Genomic DNA, 19,758 nt, shown 5'->3' with positions numbered 1-19,758 from the left:
CCGGGGTCCGGGGCTGGCGCCGGCCCTCAACCCCATCCACCGCAACCATTTTGCCACAACTGCGCCGCGCAACCCCAACCCCCGCCCCGGTTTTTCTGGACCCCGCCGCCATCCGCAGGTAACCTTGCACAAAACGGGGCGACACGACCCCGAGGGCACGAGGCAGCATGGCGTTTCCTGAGCGGTTTTCTAACCTGCCGGATTATGCGTTTCCGCGTTTGCGGAAGCTCTTGGACAGTCATGCCCCCAATCAAGGGCGGGGCGGCCCGCAAATCGCCATGACCATCGGCGAGCCGCGCCACCCGATGCCCGATTTCGTGGCCCCCATCCTCGCCGCCAACATCTCGGGCTTCGCCGTCTACCCGCCCAACGAAGGCACCCCCGAACTCCTGACCGCCATTTCCCAATGGATCGCCCGCCGCTACGGCGTGCCGGTCGCGGAAAACCGCATCATGGCCCTGAACGGCACCCGCGAGGGCCTGTTCAACGCCGCCATCGCCGTGGCCCCGGAACTCAAGAACGGCCGGAAACCCGCCTTCCTGATCCCCAACCCCTTCTACCAGGTCTATACCGTCGCCGCCGTCACCTCTGGCGCCGACCCGATCTATGTCCCGGCCACCGCCGCCACCGGCCACCTGCCCGACTACGCATCGCTCCCGGCAGAAACCCTCGACCGCGTGACCATCGCCTACCTCTGCTCGCCCGCCAACCCGCAAGGCGCCGTCGCCTCGCGCGACTACTGGGCCAATCTTCTCCACCTCGCCGAAAAGCACGACTTCCGCATCTTCGCCGACGAATGCTATTCCGAGATCTGGCGCCTGGCCCCCCCGCCCGGCATCCTTGACGTCGCCGCCCAAATCGGGGCCGACCCGGAACGGGTCTTCACCTTCCATTCGCTGTCCAAACGCTCCAACCTCCCCGGCCTGCGCTCTGGTTTCGTCGCCGGCGGCCCGCAAGGCATCGCCCAGATCCGCAAACTGCGCGGCTTCTCGGGCGCGCCCCTGCCGCTGCCCCTTCAGCGCGTCTCCGAAGCCGCCTGGAATGACGAGGCCCACGTCCGCGCCAACAACGCCCTCTACCAGGACAAATTCCGCGCCGCCGAGGCGATCTTCCAAGGTCACCAAGGCATCCAGATGCCCGAAGGCGGCTTCTTCCTCTGGCTTCCGGTCGAGGATGGCGAAGACGCCGCCCTCAAACTCTGGCAGGACACCGGCGTGCGCGTCCTGCCCGGGGCCTACCTGTCGCGCGACGCAAACGGGTTCAACCCCGGCAAAACCTACATCAGGGTCGCCCTCGTGGCCCCCAAAGACGAAATGCAGCAGGGGCTGATCAAGCTTCGCGACTGTCTCTACGGGTAAGGGTAAATCATGGCATCGTATCAAATGCGTCAACGCGACCCCCTTCTGGACCACCGCGTCCAAGCCATGCTGGAACGCCGGGGCAGGGAACTGTTCGGCCTCGTTCTCATTGCCCTGGCCGTCGCCTTCGCCCTCATGCTGATCAGCTATTCGCCCAACGACCCGGGCTGGATGGTTGCGACCGACCAACCCGCCCACAACGTGCTGGGCCGTCTGGGCGCCGCGATCTCCTCCACCCTGATGACCGTGGGCGGCCTTGGCTCCTGGGGCATCCCCACCGTGATCCTCGCCTGGGGCGTCCGCTTCGCCTCCCACCAAGGGGCCGAGCGTGCCGTCTCCCGCGTGGTCTTCGCCGTCATTGCCGTGGCCTTGGGCTCGGTCTACTGCGCCACCCTGGTTCCCGGCGCCGCCTGGCCGCATTCCTTCGGGCTGGGCGGACTGTTCGGTGACACCATCCTCGCCTCCCTCCTCGGCATCATGCCGGGCAGCGCCGCCATCGCCCTGAAACTGCTGTCGCTCATCGTGGCGGTGGGCTTTCTCGCCATGTTGCTGTTTGTCACCGGCTTCAACATCCGCGAACTGATCCTGGTCGCGCGCTTCCTCGCCCTGGGCCTTGTGGTCGCCTACGCGGGTCTGCGGGCCGCGCTTGGCAAATCCGCCAGCGGTTCCTTCTCCGCCGCCCAATCGCTCAGTTCCCGCTGGCAGGAACGGCGCGCCACCAGCGCCGAACGCGCCGCCGCCGATTACGCCAGCCGCCAAACCGCCAAACAAGCCGCCCGCGCCGCCGCCATCGGCACCGCCCGCATGGCCGAAGCCGTGCTCGAAGACGACGAGGATGCGCCGCAACCCGCCCCGAAAGCGCGCCGCACCGCCGCCGTCATCCAACCGCAACCGGAAACCTTCAGCCGCCCCACCGCCCTGCGCGCCGACAGCCGCCCCCACCCCGAGGCCGCTGCCCCCGTGCCGCCCAAGGAACGCACCTCGCTTCTGTCGCGCCTGCCCGCCCTGATGCGCTCGGTCGTCGAGCCCGAGCATGAACTGATCGAGCCGCCGCTGTCGGCAGACCTGCCCTCGCCGCCGGCGGACCGCATCAGCGCCCGCATCTCCTCCGCCATCCGCTCCCGCACCGGAGAGGCAGACGCCCATATCTCCCCCATCACCGCCGCCATTCAGCGGCGAGAGCCCAGCGTGACCGCCGCCCGTGCGCCCATCAGCCGCGCGCCGCTGGTGGCTGACACCCGGCCCTCCGACAATCGCCCCAATCCGCTGCGCGCCGCCGCACAACCCGCACGCCACATCACCGAACCCCCGGTCACCTCCGCCCATATCCCCGAGGCGTGGGACGACGAAGATTTCCCCGCGCCCAGCACCTGGGATGATCTGGTCGCCGATGAACCCGCCCTGGCCCAGATTGCAGCACCGCCGCGCCCGTCGATGGTGGCAGACCGCCGCCCCGCCGCCCCCCTCGTGCAACCCGCCGTCATCAAGAAACCCGCCCCCTCCCGCCAAGCCATTGCCGAAGCGCAGCCCCGCCTGAAGTTTGATGACAGCAAGGCCGCCAATGGCTACGAACTACCGCCCTTGGGCCTCTTGGCCTCGCCCTCCACCGTCGTGCGCAACCCCCTCTCGACCGAGGCGCTGGAAGAAAACGCCCGGATGCTGGAATCGGTGCTGGACGATTACGGCGTGCGCGGCGAAATCGTCGCCGTCCGCCCGGGCCCCGTCGTCACCATGTACGAACTGGAACCGGCCCCCGGCCTGAAAGCCTCCCGCGTCATCGGCCTCTCTGACGACATCGCCCGCAGCATGAGCGCCCTTTCCGCCCGTGTCTCCACCGTCCCCGGACGCACCGTGATCGGCATCGAACTTCCCAATGCCACGCGCGAAAAAGTCGTCCTGCGCGAAATCATCTCCGCCCGCGAATTCGGCGACTCTGGCATGCGCCTGCCGCTGGCCCTGGGCAAGGACATCGGCGGCGAGCCTATCATCGCCAACCTCGCCAAGATGCCCCACCTCCTGATCGCCGGCACCACCGGTTCGGGCAAATCCGTCGCCATCAACACCATGATCCTCTCCCTCCTCTACAAGCTCACGCCCGAGGAGTGCCGCCTGATCATGATCGACCCGAAGATGCTGGAACTCTCCGTCTACGACGGCATCCCCCACCTCCTCTCCCCCGTCGTCACCGACCCCAAGAAAGCCGTCGTCGCCCTGAAATGGGTGGTCTCCGAAATGGAGGACCGCTACCGCAAGATGTCCAAGACCGGCGTGCGCAACATCGAAGGCTACAACGGCCGCGTCCGCGAGGCGCTCGCCAAGAACGAGATGTTCAAGCGCACCTTCCAGACCGGCTTTGACGAAGACACCGGCGAGCCCGTCTTTGAGACCGACGAATTCGCCCCCGTCACCCTGCCCTACATCGTCGTCGTCGTCGACGAAATGGCCGACCTGATGATGGTCGCCGGCAAAGAGATCGAGGCCTGCATCCAGCGCCTCGCCCAGATGGCCCGCGCCTCCGGCATCCACCTGATCATGGCCACCCAACGCCCCTCGGTCGACGTCATCACCGGCACGATCAAGGCCAACTTCCCCACCCGCATCTCCTTCCAGGTCACCTCCCGCATCGACTCACGCACCATCCTCGGCGAACAAGGGGCAGAGCAACTCCTCGGCATGGGCGACATGCTCTACATGGCCGGCGGCGCCAAAATCACCCGCATCCACGGCCCCTTCGTGAGTGACGAGGAAGTCGAGGAAATCGTCGCCCACCTCAAGAGCTTCGGCCCGCCCGAGTACATGTCCGGCGTCGTCGAAGGCCCCGAAGACGAGAACGCCGCCGAAATCGACAGCCTCCTCGGCCTTGGCGGAGACGGGTTAGACGACAGCCTCTACGACCAAGCCGTCGCCATCGTCGCCAAAGACCGCAAATGCTCCACCAGCTACATCCAACGCAAACTCGGCATCGGCTACAACAAGGCCGCCAAGCTGGTTGAGCAGATGGAGGAACACAGCGTGATCACGGCGGCGAACCATGTGGGGAAACGGGAGATTTTGATTGAGGAGAGGTGAGGGGTGACGCTTCCCGATTACCAATCTCTGATGCTGCCGGTCCTAAGAGTGGCATCAAAAGGGGAGACTTCAGTTCCCCTGGCAGAAGACGATATCGCGTCTGCCATGAACATTAGCGATGCAGACAGACAATTGACGCTTCCAAGCGGCAAACAGCGTGTTTTGCACAATCGCATACATTGGGCTAAGTTCTATTTGACCAAAGCAGGGCTTTTGAACTCCCCTAAACGTGGGCGCTTCAAACTAACGCCGGCCGGTTCGGCTGTATTAAATAATCTTCCGAGCAAACTCGACACCCACTTCTTGCTCACTTTGCCGGGCTTCTCTGAATGGTACAAATCAAATCAGACCGTTAATGGCGCGACTGATATAAATGAAGCAGAGCCAGCCATTGCCACCCCAGAGGAGGTTGTTGAAACAGCCTTTAAGGCAACCCAGTCCGCATTGCGGGCAGAGTTGCTTGATCGCATCCTTCAAAATAGCCCGGGATTCTTCGAACGCGTGATCGTTGAGCTATTGATTTCTATGGGCTACGGGGGATCAAGGCAGAACGCAGCACAACAACTCGGGCAAAGCGGCGACGGTGGCGTAGACGGTGTCATAAATGAAGATCTGCTTGGTCTTGATAGGATTTATGTGCAAGCGAAGCGGTATGCCGTCGGAAATAACATAAGCCGACCCGATGTCCAGAGTTTCACAGGTAGTCTGGTCGGGTTGGGCGCAAACAAGGGGGTATTTGTTACCACTTCGGCTTTCTCACAACACGCGATTGATTTCGCTGCAAAAATTCCGCAACGCGTCATACTTATCGACGGACGGCGGCTTACAGAACTTCTTGTTGATCACGGTGTCGGGGTAAGGGTCGAGAAGACGCTCGAATTCAAACGCCTGGACGAAGACTTTTTTTCCGAAGATTGACTGTGATCTTCCCAATTTGTCCCGCGGCAAATCGGGCCGCGCCTCTTGCGTCAGCCAAACGTGCCATCAGGCACGTTTGGCCTCCTCACCCCGGACATCCGCGATAAACGCGCCCGCCCCAATCAGCCGCGCCCCGATTTCCCCACCGCCTGCACCAAGCCCAACCCCTCTTGGTCTCCGGCTTGGCACCTCCAACCAAGAGGCCGGGGGGCCTGCCACAGGCAGGCCCCCCGGCCCCCGGTCGCTATTCGGTAGGGTGCGCATTCATTGCGCACCGCCCCGCACCGCCCCGCACCGCCACACAATGGTGCGCAATGAATGCGCACCCTACACCCCAATCCGATCCTCCTCCGGCACCCCCAACTCTTTCTCCAGCGCCTTCAACCTGATCACCAGCCGGTCGAACTCCACGTCCAGATCCTCGGTGTCCTTGCCCAACCGCAGCCGCGCGTTGCGCCGGATGCCCACGTCCACCACCTCCGCCCCCAGCACCGCGTACAACTCCACCGGTGAGGGTTCATAGACCGCCGCTTCCGCCCCCTTCACCACCCCGGCCAGCCGCGCCTCCATAAACGCCCGCAGCACGCGGTTCATCTGCGTCAGATACCCCCGCCCCATCGCCTTGAAGAACTTCGCCACGTCTTCATCGACGCGCAGCGTGATCTGCGCCTTGCCCGGCACCACCGGGTCCAGCGCAATCTCGCGCCACGCCGCCGGGATGCGGGCGGAGTCCTGCAGCCCCCAGCGCAGGTCGCTTTCAAGGTCGCGCAGCGTGTGGGCCAGGTTGTGGTAGTGCAGGGTCGGGTTGGGTTTGCGGGCGGTCATGCGGTCCTCCATCGCGGTCCAGCCTGCCAAAACCCGATGAACGGCGGGTAAATCGCCCGCGCGGCCTGTAGCTACGGGAAAACGACGGAACCCCTACCGCAAAACGCCCAGCAACTGCGGCGAGGCCATTCCGGTGGCTTTTAAGCCTTTCGCGGTCTGAAACCCGGCAATCGCCGCCGCCGTTTTCGCCCCGAACACCCCGTCGGTCGAGCCGGGATCATAGCCCAACTGCGCCAGCCTTTGCTGAACGAACACCCGGTCGGCCTGGGTCAAGCCATTGGAATCCGGTGGAAATCCTCCAATCACGCCGGCCCCTCCGGCAATCTTGTCCGACAAGACGCCGACGCCGATGATGTAGAGCGAGGAAGCGTTGTAAGCCCCCAGAACCAAGCCATTGTGAAACAACAGGAAACCCGGCCCAGAGGAGGTGATCAGCCGCGCCTTGCCATGGTCGGGCACCTTGCCGCCATCCGCCAGAACCACCCCCAGCTTGCGCCACTCCGCCACCGTCCTGACCTTGCCGGCGGACTTGGCTGCCGCCTTCGGCACCTGCACCTCCAGACCCCAGGGCTGGCCCCTCACCCAGCCCGCAGCCCCCAGATAATGTGCCGCACTGGCCAAAGCGTCAGAGGGATCGTCGCCCCAGACATCCCGCCGCCCATCGCCGTTATAGTCCACCGCATAGGCCAGATAGGTCGAGGGAATGAACTGCGTATGCCCCATGGCCCCGGCCCACCCGCCCGTCATCCGATCCGGCCCAATGTCGCCATGCGCCAGAATCTGCAGGGCGGCCATCAACTGCGCCTCAAAGAACGCCGCCCGGCTGCTTGCGTAGGCTAGCGTCGAAAGCGCTGAAATCACAGGGATATTTCCGCGCTTGGTGCCGTAGAAACTCTCCACTCCCCAAATCGCCGCCACCACCCGCGCCTCAACGCCATAGCGGTTTTCAATCCGCGACAGCAGCCCAGCCTTGCCCGCAAACACCTTGCGCCCCGCCGCCACCCGCGCGTCCGACACGGTAATCGCCAGGTAATCCTGCAGGGTGTAGATGGATTCGGCCTGGGCGCGATCCTTCTCAATCACCCCCGGCAGGAACCCCGCATGCCGAAACGCCGCATCAAGAACCTGCTCCGAAACCCCCCGCTTGGCGGCGCGGGCGCGAAACCGCGTGACCCAGGCGTCATAGCCGCTATTCGCCACCGCCGGGAAATCTTCGGCGCAGGCTGGGGCGGCCAGCAGGGCCAAAAGGCCGAAAATCGTTGTGCGACGGGATATTACGGGCAAAGGCATGCTCCAGACAAAAGGGCTTTGCCCAAGCCTAGCCCGGCCCCTTTGCCAACCCAAGCGCAAAGACCACACCTTGCCATTCTCCGCCCAAGCCGCCATAGCCCGCATCCCAAAGGCGGACGTCATATGGCCATCACCACCCTTACCGATCTGATCAGCGCCGGCCTCACCGCCGACACGGCGGACGCGCTGGCGCCCGTCACCGATCAATTCCGCCTGCGGATCACCTCCGAGATGGCGCAAGCCACCGAAGGCGTCGCCCGTCAGTTCGTGCCCAGCCTGCAGGAACTGCTGATCCGGGCCGAGGAACTCGCCGACCCGATCGGCGACCGCGCCCATGAACCGACCGCCGGCCTGACGCACCGCTACCCCGACCGGGTCATCTTGCACGCCACCCAGACCTGCGAGGTGTATTGCCGCTTCTGCTTCCGCCGCGAAACGGTGGGCAGCGAAGGCCATCTCTCTGACCAAGCCCTTGACAAGGCACTGGATTACATCGCTGCCACCCCCGCCATCTGGGAGGTGATCCTGACCGGCGGCGACCCGATGACCCTGTCACCGCGCCGCCTGAAAGCCCTGCTGGCCCGCCTTGCCGAGATCCCGCATGTCGAGGTGGTCCGCTTTCACACCCGTATCCCCGTTGTCGCCCCCGACCGCATCACGGACGCCCTGCTGGACGCCCTGCAAACCCGCCCCGCCGTTTATGTCGTCGTCCACACCAACCATCCGGCCGAACTGACGCCAAACGCCTGCGCGGCCCTGCAGAGGCTTTCCGCCGCAGGCATTCCTCTGCTGTCGCAGACGGTGCTTCTGAAAGGCGTCAACGACAGTGCTGAAACGCTGGAAGGCCTGTTTCGCGCCCTGATCCGCAACCGCGTCAAACCCTATTACCTGCACCACGCCGATCTTGCCAAAGGCACCAGCCATTTCCGCACCACCGTGGCCGAGGGTCAGGCCCTGATGGCCACCCTGCGCGGCCGGTTGTCTGGCATCTGCCTGCCGACCTACGTGCTGGATATCCCCGGCGGCCACGGCAAGGTGCCGATCGGCCCAACCTACATCCGCCCCGAAGGCACGGCACATCTGGTGGAGGACCCCAACGGCTCCCACCATATCTATGCCGACCTCGCGTGAGCTGCGTCCGCTCGGCCCCCACATGCCAAGCAGGTCCACCGACAGGGCATGGCAAACCTGCGCGCTTCGCAACCAAGTGAACCGCTTGGGGGGTGCAAGCCGCATGATCCGTCCCTATATTGCCAGAATGACCCTGACACGCGCCGCCCTTCTTGCCCCGCTCGCCCTCAGCCTTGGCCTCTCCGCCCATGCCGCTGAGGTTCCGCTTGACCAACTGTCGATTTATATCAACAGCTTGACCACGGCAGAGGCCCGCTTTGTGCAAACCAATGCGGACGGCACCACCGCCAAGGGGCGCATCATCCTGCAGCGCCCCGGCCGCGCGCGTTTCGAATATGACCCGCCGGATCAGAACCTTGTGCTTGCCTCAGGCCAGATGGTTGCAATCTTCGATGCCAAATCCAACCAGTCGCCCGAGCAATACCCCCTCACCCGCACGCCGCTGAACCTGATTCTGGCGCCGAAGGTCGATCTGACCACCGCGCAGATGGTGATCGACCATGCCGAGGTTGACGGAACAACCCATGTGCTGGCGCAAGACCCCAAGCATCCCGATTACGGGACGATCGAACTGGTGTTCAGCGAAAATCCGGTGGCTTTGACCGAATGGATCATCACGGATGACGTCGGCAGCCAGACCACCGTCATGCTTGACACGCTGAAACAGGGCGGCAGCTATCCCGACACCCTGTTCTCGATCGACCTCGAAGCCAAACGGCGCGGCAGCAACTAGCGCAGGCAGGTCGCAAGCTGGGTGTGGTACATGGCCGCCCGCGCCCCGACTCGGGCCGCGACGTCGATCAGCCAGCGCTTGGATTTGTAGCTGCGGGCCGCGAAGCCATTGCGGCCTTCGTGATAGGCCAGATACTGGTTTTCGGCATCCGACTTCGACAGGCCCAGCCTTTGCGTCGTGCCGTCGATATACCAGCCCATGAAATCGGTCGCGTCGCGGATATTGTCACGGCGGGCGCCCATACGGTTCTGCTCGTGCCGATAGTCGTCCCAGGTGCTGTCCAGCGCCTGCGCATAGCCGTAGGCAGAACTTTGCCGGCCCATCGGGATCACCCCAAGGGCGAATTGATGCGGGGTGCGGGCATTGCCGACAAACTTGGATTCCTGATACAAAACAGCCATTTGCACAGAAATCGGCACGTCCCATTTGCGTTGGACGACCTTCATCGCCGCCAGATACTGCGGCCGTTGCTGGATGACGGAACATGCGTCATCCATATGGCGCGGCGCTGAAAAGTTGCCGCCCCCACACGAGGCCAGAAACAGCAACAGTATCGCCGCACGGAGAGTTCTGCTCATCTGCCCCTCATGCGTTCATTTTGTTTTTCGGCACGATAGGCGAAAAACGTCGCAGTTCCAATGGGCAAGCGCGCCGTTGCTGCGGGAAATCTGCGGGTGTGATCCCGTCCCTCCGCGCAGAAAACCGCCGACTGTGGGGACAAATGCCACAGATTGTTTCCCCCACCACCGGGCAGATTGGTGGACAGCGCGCCCGGTCGGGATTAGTAAATCACGAAGGGGAGTGCGACATGATGCTCAGAACGGCAGCAAAGTACCACATCGGGCAAGTGCTGCGCCATCGCAAGCACCCGTTCCGGGGCGTGGTGTTCGATGTGGACGCGATGTTTTCCAACACCGAAGAGTGGTACGAGAACATCCCCGAGGATGTGCGCCCCTCCAAAAACCAGCCCTTCTACCACCTTCTGGCCGAGAATGACCAAAGCTACTATGTGGCCTATGTGTCAGAACAAAACCTCGTCCCCGACGAAACCGGAGAGCCCGTCAGCCATCCCGATCTGCCCGACCTGTTTGGCGATTTCACCGATGGCCGCTATCCGCTGCAATTTCAGATGAACTGAGGCGGCGCTTACCGATCGGTAACACCTTTCCACTACCCTGTCCTGACCCAGCAGGAAGGAGTGGTCCCATGAACCTCGAAACCGACCATCAGGGCGAGATCATCTTGATCCGCGTGATGAGTGACCGGATCGACGCGGCAAGTGCCATCCAGTTCAAGGAACGGATGCGTGAAATCGTGGCAACGCCTAGCACAAGGGTGGTGCTGGACATGTCAAATGTCGGATTTCTCGACAGTTCCGGCCTTGGGGCCGTGGTGGCCGTCATGAAAGCCCTTGGTCCGATCCGCCGGCTGGAGCTTTCGGGCCTGTCACCGACCGTTGAAAAGGTGTTCCGCCTGACCCGCATGGATTCCGTCTTCATCATCCACAAGGTGCTGCCGGAAGGATTGCGGCGTGCAAGCTGAGGCCACCTTGGGACGCACGCTTTCCCTCGACCCGCCGGATGGCGCGCGCATTGTCATACAATCGACCATGCTGGACGTCAGAGAGGGTCTACGCGACCTGATGCGCTGCCCGCTGGTTGAGAATCTGAGTGAAGATTGCCTTGGCACCACCGAACTGGTGCTGGCAGAGGCGCTGAACAATGTGGTCGAACATGCCTACGCCCGCTACCCCGGCCAGATAGAGGTTGAAGTGCGTCGCGCACAAGATCACCTGCGGTTTCACATCGCCGACCATGGCCTGCCGATGCCGGGAGCGGAACCGCCCGTAGGGCACCGGCCCGAAGTTGGTGCCTTTGAAGACTTGCCAGAGGGGGGCTTCGGCTGGTTCTTGATTCGCACCCTCGCGCTGGACCTCGTCTATCGACGGGAGGGGGAGCGGAATTTGCTCAGCTTCGGGGTTCCTGTGGACAATGCCGCCTGAGCGGTGAAACTGGCTCCGATTGGGAAAAAGTGCCATGGAATCGACGTGATCCCCCCAAAATCCTGCCTGACAACGGGGTGAACATGGTGGCGTAGCTGCATAAAGCTTCCCTCGGCGCTGCGGATCATAGCCCCCACCCAGTTCGTGGCGCCGAGGTTCCATCCCCTTTAACTTTGACCCGATGCCCCCTAGGCTTCGCCAAAAAGGGGGCACCATGCGTGATTTTCATCTTCCAGGCCGGTCGGCCGTCTATGCCGAGAACGGGATGTGCGCCACGTCGCACCCCTTGGCCGCACAGGCCGCGATCGAGGTGCTGAAAGCGGGTGGCAATGCGGTGGATGCCGCCCTTGCCGGTGCCGTTCTGCTGGGGATTTGCGAACCGCAAATGACCGGCATTGGCGGTGATTGTTTCGTCTTGCTCAAACCTGCCGGGGAAGAGCGTGTGCTGGCCCTCAACGGCTCTGGCCGCGCGCCGGCCGCCGCTACGGCTACTGCCTTGCGTGCAAAAGGCCACAAGACCGTGCCGTTGCGTGGCATTGATGCCGTGACCCTGCCGGGTGCCATCGACGCCTTCTGCCGGCTTTCGGCCGATTGGGGCAAATTGGGCCTCGACCGCGTTCTGGCCCCGGCGATCCACTATGCGGAGCAAGGGGTGCCGGTCGCCCCGCGCGTGGCCTTTGACTGGGCCGACGACGCGCCCGCGCTGCACGGCAAGGCGCGTGACTTTTACCTGATCAACGGCGCGGTGCCAAAACCCGGCCAGATCTTCCGCGTCCCCGGTCAGGCCGAGGTTCTGCGCCGCATCGCCGCTGAAGGCCGGGCCGGGTTCTATGAAGGCGAAGTGGCGGAAGACCTGATCACCTCGTTGCGGGCGCTTGGCGGGCTGCACAGCCATGACGACCTCGCGGCCACCCAAGCCACCTGGGGAGAGCCGGTGTCCGGCACCTATGGCGACGTGACCCTGCTGGAGCATCCACCGAACGGCCAGGGCGCAACGGCCCTCCTTTTGCTGAACATCCTCAAGCACTTCGACATCGCGGGCCTTGACCCGTTCGGTGCCCGGCGCGCCCATATCGAGGCTGAGGCCGGCAAGCTGGCCTATGACGCGCGCAATCGCTTCATCGCGGAACAGGCGCCCCGGTTGGACCATATGCTGGCCGCGGACACGGCCGCCAAGCTGGCCGCGCTGATCGATCCCAACCGCGCCATGCCCGCCGCCGCCCCCCTGACCGAGGCCATACACCGCGACACGATCCTGATCACCGTGGTGGACAAGGACCGTATGGCCGTGTCGCTGATCTATTCGATCTTCTGGGGCTTCGGATCGGGTTTGGCATCGTCGAAATTCGGAGTGAACTTCCAGAACCGCGGGGCAGGGTTCACGCTGGCGGAAGGCCATCTGAACGAACTGGCCGGCGGCAAACGCCCGATGCACACCATCATCCCCGCCATGCTGAAGCGCAACGACAAGGTGATCATGCCCTTCGGTGTGATGGGGGGCGCCTATCAGCCTGCGGGTCACGCCAGATTTGTCTCGAACCTGATCGACTTCGGCATGGACCAGCAAGCCGCCGTCGATGCGCCGCGCAGCTTCTCGGGCCCCGATGGCATGCAGGTCGAGCGTGGCTATTCTGACGCGGTGCGGGCTGAACTGGTGCAGATGGGCCATGATGTGTCGATCCCGAATGATCCTTTGGGCGGCGCGCAGAACATCCTGCTGGACGACAGCGGCATCCTGATCGGCGCCTCTGATCCGCGCAAGGATGGTTGCGCCTTGGGGTACTGACATGGCATCGCCTGACTTCGACCGTTCTGCCATCACCGCCAGCATCCGCGCCCTGACCGCAGGCGAGACGGACGCCGTTGCCCTGATGGCCACCGTGGCCTGCGAGATCCACAACCATCACCCCTTCGCCGACTGGACCGGGTTCTACCGCGTCGTGGCGCCGCATCTGCTGAAGATAGGCCCCTATCAGGGTGGCCATGGCTGCCTTGTGATCCCGTTCTCGCGGGGGGTCTGCGGGGCTTCGGCGCGCAGCGGAAAGGTGCTGAACGTGCCCGATGTCGATGCCTTCCCCGACCACATCGCCTGCGCCTCTTCGACCCGGTCAGAGCTGGTTCTGCCGGTCTGGACCGGCGCGGGGCGACTGCTTGGCGTGTTGGACATCGACAGTGACACGCCCGCCGCCTTCACCGCCGAGGATGAGACCTGGTTGGTGCCCCTGTTGTCAGAAGTCTTTGAAAGGGCGGAATAATGCGTGGATCCTGCCTTTGTGGCGCGGTGGTGTTTGAAGCCGATGAGCCGCTGCGCCCGGTGATTGCCTGCCACTGCACGCAATGCCGGAAGACCTCTGGCCACTACTGGGCGGCAACGGCCGTTCCGCTGGACCGCTTCCGCCTGACCCGGGCAGAGGGCTTGCGCTGGTACCAATCCTCGGCCAAGGCGCGGCGGGGGTTTTGTGGTGACTGCGGCGCGAGCCTGTTCTGGCAGCCCGAGGGCGAGGCGCGGATCAGCATCGCCGCCGGAGCGCTGGACGGCGCGACCGGACTCGCGATCGACAGCCATTGGCATCTGGACGATGCGGGGGATTATTACACGCCCGATGCTTTGCCCGGACCGGCCGACGAGTTGCATGGCAGCTGCCTGTGTGGAGCCAATACGTTCACCCTGCCCGGTCCGATGGGCGAGGTCTGGGCTTGCCATTGCCAGCAGTGCCGCAAGACCTCGGGGCACTTTTCGGCGTCCTTTGAGGCGAATGAGGCCACCTTGCACTGGAACAGCCGGGCCGTGCAGGAATATCGCAGTTCCGGCGGCGGCGAGAGGGGCTTTTGCGCAACCTGCGGATCGAGCCTGTATTTCCGCAAGCGGCAGGAATTCTCGATAGAGGCCGGGACGATCGAAAACCCCACGGGCGGCCACCTTGCCTGTCACATCTTCACAGACGACAAGGGCGATTACTACACCCTTATCGATGGGATTGCGCAGCGCGGCGGGGCTTGATTTTCGGCGACTTTCCCGTCAGTCCAGACAAAAAGGAGGCCGACATGGCACAAATCACTCTTCTGGACGGCGGCATGGGTCAGGAACTGGTAGCGCGCTCGGGCGATGAGCCGACGCCGCTTTGGGCGACCCGCGTGATGATCGATCACCCAGGCCTGGTCCGCGCCATCCACACGGATTATTTCAACGCCGGCGCGACGATTGCCACCACGAACACCTATGCCATCCATCACGACCGGCTGGTGGGCTTCGGTCTGGACGCCCTGTTCCACGCCCTGCATCTGCGCGCGCTGGCCGAAGCGCATGAGGCGAAGGCCGCCCACGGGTCAGGCCGGATTGCCGGTTCCATGGGGCCACTGGTGGCGTCCTACCGGCCCGAGGTGACACAAGATGTGGCCATCGCTGCCCCGAAATACGCCGAGATCGCCAAGATCCTTGGCGCCCATGTCGACGTGATCCTGTGCGAGACGATGGCCTCGGTCGAGATGGCCGAAGGCGCTGTGAAGGGTGCGCAAGCCGCCGGCGTTCCGGTCTGGCTTTCGGTGTCCGTCGATGACCATGATGGCAACCTCCTGCGTTCGGGCGAACCTGTCACAGACTTGGCCCGGTTGGTCAGGGATTACCCGATTGCGGCAGTGCTCGCCAATTGCTCGGTTCCCGAAGCGATGGAACAGGCGCTCTCGGGGCTCAAAACCCTGGGCAAGCCCTTTGGTGCCTATGCCAACGGCTTCACCCATATCTCTGGCAATTTTCTGAAAGACGCGCCGACGGTCAAGGAACTGACGCACCGCCACGACCTGACGCCCGAGAAATATGCCGATTTCGTCATGGGTTGGGTCGCAAAAGGCGCCACCATCGTGGGTGGCTGCTGTGACGTGGGCCCCGACCATATCCGCCACCTCGCCGCCCGGCTGAAGGCCGAGGGCCATACCATCGCATGAAGGATTTCGACTACAATCCGCCCGACGTGCCGCTGAGCATCCTGCATCAGGACCGCTCGGTCCTCGTGGCTGACAAGCCTTCAGGCTTGCTTTCGGTGCCCGGCAAGCTGGAAGGGCGGGCGGATTGTCTGGAAACGCGGCTGCGGTTGGCCTATCCCGGCACGCTTCTGGTGCATCGTCTGGATTGTGACACCTCGGGCGTGATGATCTTCGCCCGCAACAAGGCGGCACAGGGCTTTCTGGGGCAAGAGTTCGAACAGCGCCGCGCAAAGAAAACCTATGTGGCGCGGGTGCTTGGGCGAATGGAGGCGGATACCGGACGGGTTGATCTGCCCATCGGCGTCGATTGGCCGAACCGACCGCGCCAGATGGTGGACCCTTTGAACGGTCGTGCTGCCGTGACCGATTGGGAGGTGATCGCCCGCTCTGACACCGAAACCCGCGTCCGCCTGCACCCCCTGACCGGGCGCAGCCATCAGTTGCGCGTGCATATGCTGTCGCTGGGGCATCCGATCCTGGGCGACCCGATCTATAACGAAAACGCCGCGGCCCACCCGCGCCTGATGCTGCATGCCGAAACGCTAGGGCTGCATCATCCCGACACCGGCGCGTGGACGGCGTTTGCCTCGCCTTGCCCGTTTTGAGCCGTTTGCCTTTTGTAAACCTTGGTCGGTCATGCTGAATTGGTGACCATTTTGTGCCAAGTATGGGGGATCACGGGTCTTTGCCCCCAGCGAAAGTAAATCCGATGCCGCCACGCACGATCTTTGAGGTTCGCTTCCTGCCAATCGCCGGGGCTTTCGCCCTGTTCTTCCTGTCCCTGCTGCTGGCGGCGATCTGGCCGGCGGAGCGGTTTCTGTCAGAGCCCTTGGCGCTGCTCTGCCTGGGCGTCTTGCTGTTGGGGCTGCATGACCTGACGCAGACCCGCCACGCCGTCCTGCGCAACTACCCCGTCGCTGGGCATCTGCGATTCGTTCTGGAGACTATCCGGCCAGAGATGCGCCAGTATTTCTTTGAAGGCGACAAGGACGGCACCCCCTTCCCGCGCGACAAGCGGGCCATCGTCTACCAGCGCGCCAAACAGGCCTTGGACAAAAGGCCGTTTGGCACGCAATACAATGTATATGAAGAACAATATGAATGGCTGCATCACTCGATCGCGCCAAAATCCGCCGCCCCGATCGAGGCGATGCGGGTTGTGATCGGGGCCGGCGGGGCCAGGCCCTATTCCGCCTCGCTGCTGAACATTTCCGCGATGAGTTACGGTGCCCTGTCAGCCAATGCGGTGCGTGCCTTGAACAAGGGCGCCTTGCACGGTGGCTTCTATCACGACACCGGCGAGGGTGGGGTTTCACCCTATCATCGGGAATTCGGCGGTGATCTGGTCTGGGAACTGGGTTCGGGCTATTTCGGGGCACGTGACCCTAAGGGCGGCTTTGATGCGTCACGCTTTGCCGAAAGCGCCACAGATCCGCAAATCAAAATGGTTGAGTTGAAGCTGAGTCAGGGGGCAAAGCCCGGCCATGGCGGCGTCTTGCCTGCTGCCAAGGTGACGGCCGAGATTTCCGCGATTCGCGGTGTGCCGATGGGCGCGGATTGCGTCTCACCGGCCAGCCATTCCGCCTTTTCAACCCCGATTGGCCTCCTGGAGTTCGTCGCAAAGATGCGCGACCTCTCAGGCGGCAAGCCTGCCGGCTTCAAGCTCTGCATCGGCCATCGGTGGGAGTTCATGGCGATCTGCAAGGCCATGCTGGAGACCGGCATCACCCCCGATTTCATCGTAATTGACGGCAAAGAGGGTGGTACAGGGGCTGCTCCGCTGGAGTTCATGGACCATGTCGGCATGCCGCTGCGAGATGGTTTGTCCTTTGCACACAATGCTTTGGTGGGCATCGGCCTGCGCGACCGCATCAAGATCGGCGCCTCGGGCAAGATCACCTCGGCCTTTGACATGGCCAAGGTTCTGGCGCTGGGGGCGGATTGGTGCAATGCGGCGCGCGGTTTCATGTTCGCGGTCGGCTGCATTCAGGCGCAGGCGTGCCACACCGGGTCCTGCCCGACCGGCGTAACCTCACAAGACCCGCTGCGCCAAAGAGCCATCGTGGTGCCGGACAAGGCAGAGCGGGTGACCAATTTTCACCGCAACACGATCCATGCGTTGTCTGAACTGGTCGGCGCGGCAGGCTTGTCCCACCCGTCCGAGTTGAAGCCACACCACTTCCTGCGGCGCGCCAGTTCTGACCGCGTTATCTCTTTTGCCCAGCAATATGAGATGCTTGCGCCGGGTCAACTTTTGGCCGATCCAAGCTCGGCTGCGCTGTTCCACGAAGCGTGGAGTCTTGCCTCAGCCAGCAGTTTTGCCCGAAACGCCTAAAGGGTCAGCGCCAGTTTGCGACCCTCATGGAAAGCATAGGCCGCCAGACGGGGTGCGGTGCAATCGCCGATACGGTGAACCGTCTTGCCGGGAAAGGTTTCGGGGAACGGGTCATAGGCGCGGTTCGTCGTCGACATGACCAGCGCGGAAGCAGCAAGGGTTTCCTCGTTTCCGGTCAACATGTTGCGAATGGTCACCCCATTGCCGTGCCACCGGCTGAGGCAGTGTTCGGTCTTGAACTCCACCCCCAGTTGGGCCAGCCGGCGCCGGGTGGCCTGATCGGCGGCGGTTCGGGCGATTTCCTTGCCGACGAAGGCTTCAGGCGTGACAAGGATCACCCGCTTCCCCTGTTCCGCCATGGCCCACGCTGTGCCCACGCCGCGCCAGTTGGAGCCTTCGTCGTACAACACCACGGTATCCCCAAGTCGCGCCTCGCGCCGCAGGACGGCTTCTGGAGACCAGACGCCGCCAAGTTCAATACCGGGAAGTTTCTCTTGTCCGGGAAGCCAACGTTGGAAACCGGTCTCGTCGGGCAGTGATCCGGTGGCGAAGATGACCACGTCTGCGGGATGCGCGACGATCTCGTCCTCCTCCATATAGGTGTTCAGACGCAGGCGGACACCAAGTTTAGTGAATTGACGCTCATACCACTCCATCAAGTCGAGGATCTGCGCCCGACGGGGCTGCTGCCCGGCAAGGCGGAATTGGCCTCCGACGACGGGGAGCGCCTCGACAATCTCGACCGAATGGCCACGTTCGGCTGCCGCACGCGCCGCCTCCAACCCGGCAGGGCCAGCCCCCACCACCAGGACCGAGCGCGGTTGGGTGGCCGGTTCAAAGCGGTCGCCGCCCCATTCGAACTCGCGTCCCGCCGATGGGTTGATCAGGCAGGAAATCCAGTAGTCCCGGCTGCGCCGCCCCCAGCACATCTGGTTGCAGGAAATACAGCCGCGAATATCCTCGACACGTCCTTCCATGGTCTTGCGCGCCAGATGCGGATCGGCAATCTGGCCCCGCACAATGGAGACAAGATCAGCCTCGCCGCTGGCGAGGATGGTTTCAGCATTTTCGGGCGTCCGGATGCCCGCCTCTGATGTAATCACAGCGTGCTTAACAATTCCTTTCAACTGCGCCGTCAAAGGCGTTGAAAGTTTCTCGCCGTGGGTGAACGGCGGGATGATGCCTTCGAAGTCAAGATAGCTGCCGTAGCCGCAGGTCACATAGTCGACATGGCCCGTAGCATCATGCAAGCTTATGATTTCACACATTTCTGCATCGGATAGCATGACCGGATAGGCCGGGGAGTAGCTGATGGCGAGGCCGACGATGAAATCCTCGCCACAGGTCTTGCGAATACGCTCGATCAGAGTGCGCGAGAAGCGGGTGCGGTTTTCCAGCGAGCCGCCCCAGCGATCGGTGCGGCGGTTGCTCCACGGTGTCCAGAATTGATCGAGCAGGGAATGGTAGGCGGCCCAGACCTCAACCCCTTGGAATCCAGACAGTTTTGAACGAAGGGCGGCAGCGGCGTGGGCGTCAAGCAGTTCCTCGATTTCGCGTTCGGTCATGGCATGGGAACCGTCAGAATCGTGATAGGACGGCAGGCCAGAGGGGCTCCAGTGCGGGGCGAAGGACAGGTCACTGTCGCCATGGGCGCCGATGTGGTATTGCTGTTGCAGGATCACGGCACCCGCCGCCTTCACCGCATCGGTGATCTTGCGGAAATGGGGGATGACTTCGTCAGAGGAATGCAAGTAATTTCCGCGGGTTAGCACACCAGTCCGATGCACAGGCACGGGTTCGGAGACGATCATCCCGGCACCACCCAAGGCGCGCTCCTCCAGATAGCCCTGCACCCTGGGCCCCGGAATGCCCATGTCGGACATGTTGGCGGTGTGGGCGCCGAAAACGATGCGATTTCTGAGGGTTAGTCCGCGCAGGTTCAGCGGGGACAAGAGGTGGCGGTGCTGGGTCATGGGGGCCTCCGGGTGTTGGCCAAGCCTAGCTTCGCCGGAAGCGACGGGTGGTCTGGAAGCGTCATCCGGACGTCTTCTTTGCGTCTTCCTGCCGTCTTCCTTCTGTCTTCACAAGATTTCGCACCGAAGAGCCATAAATGGCC

General features: G+C 63.4%; 18 protein-coding genes. 14 read left to right on the top strand and 4 right to left on the bottom strand.

Annotated features, from left to right (window positions below; genetic code table 11):
• The first annotated feature begins 167 nt into the window (after positions 1–167).
• The 3 genes from AC1Y2B_RS04375 to AC1Y2B_RS04365 are packed head-to-tail and all read left to right on the top strand — an operon-like array spanning position 168 to position 5,345.
• The gene (locus AC1Y2B_RS04375; protein ID WP_482251838.1) at positions 168–1,358 is read left to right on the top strand and encodes an aminotransferase class I/II-fold pyridoxal phosphate-dependent enzyme; all 1,191 of its coding nucleotides are present in this window, start codon (positions 168–170) and stop codon (positions 1,356–1,358) included.
• A 9-nt stretch (positions 1,359–1,367) separates the two neighbouring features.
• Positions 1,368–4,427 carry a DNA translocase FtsK gene (locus AC1Y2B_RS04370; RefSeq protein WP_482251837.1) on the top strand — a complete coding sequence of 1,020 codons (3,060 nt, stop codon included), beginning with the start codon at positions 1,368–1,370 and terminating at the stop codon, positions 4,425–4,427.
• 3 nt (positions 4,428–4,430) lie between these two features.
• Complete coding sequence (locus AC1Y2B_RS04365; RefSeq protein WP_482251836.1) at positions 4,431–5,345, top strand: restriction endonuclease; 915 nt, start codon at positions 4,431–4,433, stop codon at positions 5,343–5,345.
• A 327-nt stretch (positions 5,346–5,672) separates the two neighbouring features.
• Here the strand turns inward: AC1Y2B_RS04365 and AC1Y2B_RS04360 are convergent, their stop codons facing one another.
• Both AC1Y2B_RS04360 and AC1Y2B_RS04355 read right to left on the bottom strand, forming a co-directional pair.
• Entirely contained in the window at positions 5,673–6,170 is a 498-nt protein-coding gene (locus AC1Y2B_RS04360; RefSeq protein WP_482251835.1) for a BrnA antitoxin family protein, read from the bottom strand.
• Positions 6,171–6,263: 93 nt separating this feature from the next.
• Positions 6,264–7,460 (bottom strand): lytic murein transglycosylase, encoded by a 1,197-nt coding sequence (locus tag AC1Y2B_RS04355; RefSeq protein ID WP_482251834.1) that lies wholly within the window; start codon positions 7,458–7,460, stop codon positions 6,264–6,266.
• A 123-nt stretch (positions 7,461–7,583) separates the two neighbouring features.
• Between AC1Y2B_RS04355 and AC1Y2B_RS04350 the strand changes: the two genes are divergently transcribed.
• Entirely contained in the window at positions 7,584–8,591 is a 1,008-nt protein-coding gene (locus tag AC1Y2B_RS04350; protein ID WP_482251833.1) for a lysine-2,3-aminomutase-like protein, read from the top strand.
• Between the two features lie 103 nt (positions 8,592–8,694).
• Entirely contained in the window at positions 8,695–9,324 is a 630-nt protein-coding gene (locus AC1Y2B_RS04345) for a LolA family protein (protein ID WP_482251832.1), read from the top strand.
• Here the strand turns inward: AC1Y2B_RS04345 and AC1Y2B_RS04340 are convergent.
• On the bottom strand, positions 9,321–9,902 hold the full coding sequence (locus tag AC1Y2B_RS04340; protein ID WP_482251831.1) for a transglycosylase SLT domain-containing protein: 582 nt from the start codon (positions 9,900–9,902) through the stop codon (positions 9,321–9,323). The genes AC1Y2B_RS04345 and AC1Y2B_RS04340 overlap by 4 nt on opposite strands.
• A 233-nt stretch (positions 9,903–10,135) precedes the next feature.
• Here AC1Y2B_RS04340 and hspQ point away from each other — a divergent pair, with 233 nt between their 5' ends.
• From hspQ to AC1Y2B_RS04295, 9 genes are all read left to right on the top strand, one after another.
• On the top strand, positions 10,136–10,462 hold the full coding sequence (gene hspQ, locus AC1Y2B_RS04335; RefSeq protein ID WP_482251851.1) for a heat shock protein HspQ: 327 nt from the start codon (positions 10,136–10,138) through the stop codon (positions 10,460–10,462).
• Positions 10,463–10,530: 68 nt separating this feature from the next.
• Positions 10,531–10,866 (top strand): STAS domain-containing protein, encoded by a 336-nt coding sequence (locus AC1Y2B_RS04330; protein ID WP_482251830.1) that lies wholly within the window; start codon positions 10,531–10,533, stop codon positions 10,864–10,866.
• On the top strand, positions 10,856–11,326 hold the full coding sequence (locus AC1Y2B_RS04325) for an ATP-binding protein (RefSeq protein ID WP_482251829.1): 471 nt from the start codon (positions 10,856–10,858) through the stop codon (positions 11,324–11,326). The genes AC1Y2B_RS04330 and AC1Y2B_RS04325 overlap by 11 nt, the downstream gene beginning before the upstream one ends.
• Before the next feature lie 214 nt (positions 11,327–11,540).
• Positions 11,541–13,112 carry a gamma-glutamyltransferase family protein gene (locus AC1Y2B_RS04320; protein ID WP_482251828.1) on the top strand — a complete coding sequence of 524 codons (1,572 nt, stop codon included), beginning with the start codon at positions 11,541–11,543 and terminating at the stop codon, positions 13,110–13,112.
• A gap of 1 nt (position 13,113) precedes the next feature.
• Positions 13,114–13,581: a GAF domain-containing protein gene (locus tag AC1Y2B_RS04315; protein WP_482251827.1), complete on the top strand. Its 468-nt coding sequence runs from the start codon at positions 13,114–13,116 to the stop codon at positions 13,579–13,581.
• Positions 13,581–14,327 (top strand): GFA family protein, encoded by a 747-nt coding sequence (locus tag AC1Y2B_RS04310; RefSeq protein WP_482251826.1) that lies wholly within the window; start codon positions 13,581–13,583, stop codon positions 14,325–14,327. Before AC1Y2B_RS04315 ends, AC1Y2B_RS04310 begins: the two co-directional genes overlap by 1 nt.
• 44 nt (positions 14,328–14,371) lie before the next feature.
• The gene (locus AC1Y2B_RS04305) at positions 14,372–15,268 is read left to right on the top strand and encodes a homocysteine S-methyltransferase family protein (RefSeq protein WP_482251825.1); all 897 of its coding nucleotides are present in this window, start codon (positions 14,372–14,374) and stop codon (positions 15,266–15,268) included.
• Positions 15,265–15,912, top strand: a complete 648-nt coding sequence (locus AC1Y2B_RS04300) for a pseudouridine synthase (RefSeq protein WP_482251824.1) — start codon at positions 15,265–15,267, stop codon at positions 15,910–15,912. Before AC1Y2B_RS04305 ends, AC1Y2B_RS04300 begins: the two co-directional genes overlap by 4 nt.
• Positions 15,913–16,016: 104 nt before the next feature.
• A complete protein-coding gene (locus tag AC1Y2B_RS04295; protein ID WP_482251823.1) occupies positions 16,017–17,642 on the top strand; it encodes an FMN-binding glutamate synthase family protein in 1,626 nt (541 codons plus the stop codon).
• On the opposite strand, the gene AC1Y2B_RS04290 is transcribed toward AC1Y2B_RS04295, so the two are convergent.
• A complete protein-coding gene (locus AC1Y2B_RS04290) occupies positions 17,639–19,615 on the bottom strand; it encodes an oxidoreductase (protein ID WP_482251822.1) in 1,977 nt (658 codons plus the stop codon). The genes AC1Y2B_RS04295 and AC1Y2B_RS04290 overlap by 4 nt on opposite strands.
• Between the last annotated feature and the right edge of the window lie 143 nt (positions 19,616–19,758).

This window comes from Stagnihabitans sp., from assembly GCF_964946895.1.
The sequence above is the reverse complement of the archived record's forward strand: the minus strand, read 5'-3'. Positions and strand labels throughout refer to the sequence as shown.

What these genes read in the sequence shown, in the direction of transcription:
- AC1Y2B_RS04340 (WP_482251831.1), bottom strand. Translation starts at nt 9,902, where the DNA reads ATGAGCAGAACTCTCCGTGCGGCGATACTGTTGCTGTTTCTGGCCTCG.
- AC1Y2B_RS04345 (WP_482251832.1), top strand. Translation starts at nt 8,695, where the DNA reads ATGATCCGTCCCTATATTGCCAGAATGACCCTGACACGCGCCGCCCTT.
- AC1Y2B_RS04310 (WP_482251826.1), top strand. Translation starts at nt 13,581, where the DNA reads ATGCGTGGATCCTGCCTTTGTGGCGCGGTGGTGTTTGAAGCCGATGAG.
- AC1Y2B_RS04290 (WP_482251822.1), bottom strand. Translation starts at nt 19,615, where the DNA reads ATGACCCAGCACCGCCACCTCTTGTCCCCGCTGAACCTGCGCGGACTA.
- AC1Y2B_RS04315 (WP_482251827.1), top strand. Translation starts at nt 13,114, where the DNA reads ATGGCATCGCCTGACTTCGACCGTTCTGCCATCACCGCCAGCATCCGC.
- AC1Y2B_RS04360 (WP_482251835.1), bottom strand. Translation starts at nt 6,170, where the DNA reads ATGACCGCCCGCAAACCCAACCCGACCCTGCACTACCACAACCTGGCC.
- AC1Y2B_RS04305 (WP_482251825.1), top strand. Translation starts at nt 14,372, where the DNA reads ATGGCACAAATCACTCTTCTGGACGGCGGCATGGGTCAGGAACTGGTA.
- AC1Y2B_RS04300 (WP_482251824.1), top strand. Translation starts at nt 15,265, where the DNA reads ATGAAGGATTTCGACTACAATCCGCCCGACGTGCCGCTGAGCATCCTG.
- AC1Y2B_RS04375 (WP_482251838.1), top strand. Translation starts at nt 168, where the DNA reads ATGGCGTTTCCTGAGCGGTTTTCTAACCTGCCGGATTATGCGTTTCCG.
- AC1Y2B_RS04355 (WP_482251834.1), bottom strand. Translation starts at nt 7,460, where the DNA reads ATGCCTTTGCCCGTAATATCCCGTCGCACAACGATTTTCGGCCTTTTG.
- AC1Y2B_RS04320 (WP_482251828.1), top strand. Translation starts at nt 11,541, where the DNA reads ATGCGTGATTTTCATCTTCCAGGCCGGTCGGCCGTCTATGCCGAGAAC.
- hspQ (WP_482251851.1), top strand. Translation starts at nt 10,136, where the DNA reads ATGCTCAGAACGGCAGCAAAGTACCACATCGGGCAAGTGCTGCGCCAT.
- AC1Y2B_RS04370 (WP_482251837.1), top strand. Translation starts at nt 1,368, where the DNA reads ATGGCATCGTATCAAATGCGTCAACGCGACCCCCTTCTGGACCACCGC.
- AC1Y2B_RS04330 (WP_482251830.1), top strand. Translation starts at nt 10,531, where the DNA reads ATGAACCTCGAAACCGACCATCAGGGCGAGATCATCTTGATCCGCGTG.
- AC1Y2B_RS04295 (WP_482251823.1), top strand. Translation starts at nt 16,017, where the DNA reads ATGCCGCCACGCACGATCTTTGAGGTTCGCTTCCTGCCAATCGCCGGG.
- AC1Y2B_RS04350 (WP_482251833.1), top strand. Translation starts at nt 7,584, where the DNA reads ATGGCCATCACCACCCTTACCGATCTGATCAGCGCCGGCCTCACCGCC.